Source organism: Streptomyces sp. NPDC001933, assembly GCF_042890955.1.
GTDB lineage: Bacteria > Actinomycetota > Actinomycetes > Streptomycetales > Streptomycetaceae > Streptomyces.
Genome location: NZ_JBIASS010000111.1, coordinates 1 through 2,122, shown reverse-complemented (window position 1 = coordinate 2,122; position 2,122 = coordinate 1). Strand labels below are relative to the sequence as shown.

At 71.9% G+C, this 2,122-nt stretch carries 1 protein-coding gene; it reads left to right on the top strand.

Annotated features, from left to right (window positions below):
• Window positions 1–2,122: beta-ketoacyl synthase N-terminal-like domain-containing protein (locus ACFYY7_RS45610; RefSeq protein ID WP_388672362.1), on the top strand; the 2,122-nt coding region annotated here is incomplete at both ends.

Sequence of the window (2,122 nt, the reverse complement as noted above, 5' to 3'; positions counted from 1 at the left end):
CCGTCGAACTCCGCAACCGCCTCGGCAAGGTCACCGGCCTCCGCCTGCCCGCCACCCTCGTCTTCGACTACCCCTCCGCCACCGTCCTCGCCGAGTTCCTGACCACGGAGCTGGTCGGTGAGGTCGGGTCGCAGGGCGCGGGCACCATCGTGGCCACGGCTGCCGGGGCCGACGATCCGATCGCGATCGTCGGCATGAGCTGCCGCTACCCCGGCGGCGTGACCGGCCCCGAGGACCTGTGGCGCCTGGTCGCCGCGGGTGGCGACGGCATCGCACCGTTCCCGACCGACCGCGGCTGGGACCTCTCGCGGCTGTACGCGGACGCCGTGGCCGACGACGCGGAGGGCCGTTCGCTCACGCTTGAAGGCGGTTTCCTGCACGACGCGGGGATGTTCGACGCCGGATTCTTCGGGATCTCGCCGCGCGAGGCCCTCGCGATGGACCCCCAGCAGCGGTTGCTGCTCGAAGCCTCCTGGGAGGCGCTGGAGCGGGCCGGGATCGACCCGGACACGCTCCGGGGCAGCCGGACCGGCGTCTTCGCGGGGCTGATGTATCACGACTACGGCTCAGGGGCGGAGTCGATTCCCGCCGGGGTCGACGCCTTCCTGGGGCTGGGCACGTCCGGAAGCGTGCTCTCGGGGCGTGTCGCGTACGCGCTGGGCCTGGAGGGCCCGGCAGTCACCATCGACACCGCCTGCTCCTCGTCGCTGGTCGCGCTGCACTGGGCGATCCAGGCGCTGCGCTCGGGCGAGTGCGAGATGGCGCTCGCGGGCGGTGTCACCGTCATGTCGACGCCGACGACGTTCGCCGAGTTCAGCCGCCAGCGGGGCCTCGCCTCCGACGGCCGGTGCAAGTCGTTCTCGGACGATGCGGACGGTACGGGCTGGGGCGAGGGTGTCGGGGTTCTGCTGGTCGAGCGGCTCTCCGAGGCCCGGCGCAAGGGCCACCAGGTCCTCGCGGTCGTCGCCGGATCCGCCGTCAACCAGGACGGCGCGTCCAACGGCCTGACCGCCCCGAACGGCCCGTCGCAGCAGCGCGTCATCCGCCAGGCCCTGGCCAACGCCAAGGTCTCCGCCGACCAGGTCGACGTCGTCGAGGCCCACGGCACCGGCACCTCCCTGGGCGACCCGATCGAGGCCCAGGCCCTCATCGCCACCTACGGCCAGGAACGCACGGAGGACCGGCCGCTCTGGCTCGGCTCCGTCAAGTCCAACCTCGGCCACACCCAGGCCGCCGCCGGTGTCGCAGGCATCATCAAGATGGTCATGGCCATGCGTCATGGGGTGCTGCCCCAGACCCTGCACGTGGACGAGCCCTCCACCCACGTCGACTGGTCGGCGGGTGCGGTGGAGCTCCTCACCGAGAGCCGCGCATGGCCCGAGACCGGCGAACGCCCGCGCCGGGCCGCCGTCTCCTCGTTCGGGATCAGCGGCACCAACGCCCACATCATCCTGGAACAGCCGCAGGAGCAGGAGCCTGCGTCGGCCGAGGAGCCGGAGGTCGTGCTGCCGGCCATCCCGTGGGTGCTGTCCGCCAAGTCGGAACAGGCGTTGGCGGGTCAGGCGGAGCGGCTGCTGGCGCAGTTGCGGGCGGGCTCCGTTCCGTCACTCCTCGACATCGGCCATTCCCTTTCACTGACGCGTTCCCGGTTCGAACACCGGGTCGTGATCATGGCGGCCGAGCGCGCGGACTTCCTGACCGCACTGGAGACGGTCGCGGGGGCGGAGCCCTCGGCAGGCCGGGTGTTCGTGCTCCCCGACCGGGACACGCAGGATGCCGAGCTGGTCGCCCTCGCGGAGGCTCATGTCTCGGGTGAGTCCGTGGACTGGTCGGCCGTGTTCGCCGGTACGGGGGCACGTCGGGTGGATCTTCCGACGTACGCGTTCGAGCACGAGCGTTTCTGGCTGGCGTCGGCATTGGGCGGCAGCAGCCGTACGAGTCTGTCCTCGGCCGGTCTTGAGGCTGCCGGGCACCCGCTTCTGGCCGGCTCGGTCGGCGTCGCGGGTGAGGACGTCTCCCTCTTCACCAGCCGGTTGTCGCTGGACTCGCACCCGTGGCTCGCCGACCACGCCGTGTTCGGCTCGGTCCTGCTGCCCGGCACCGCGTTCGTCGAACTCGCACT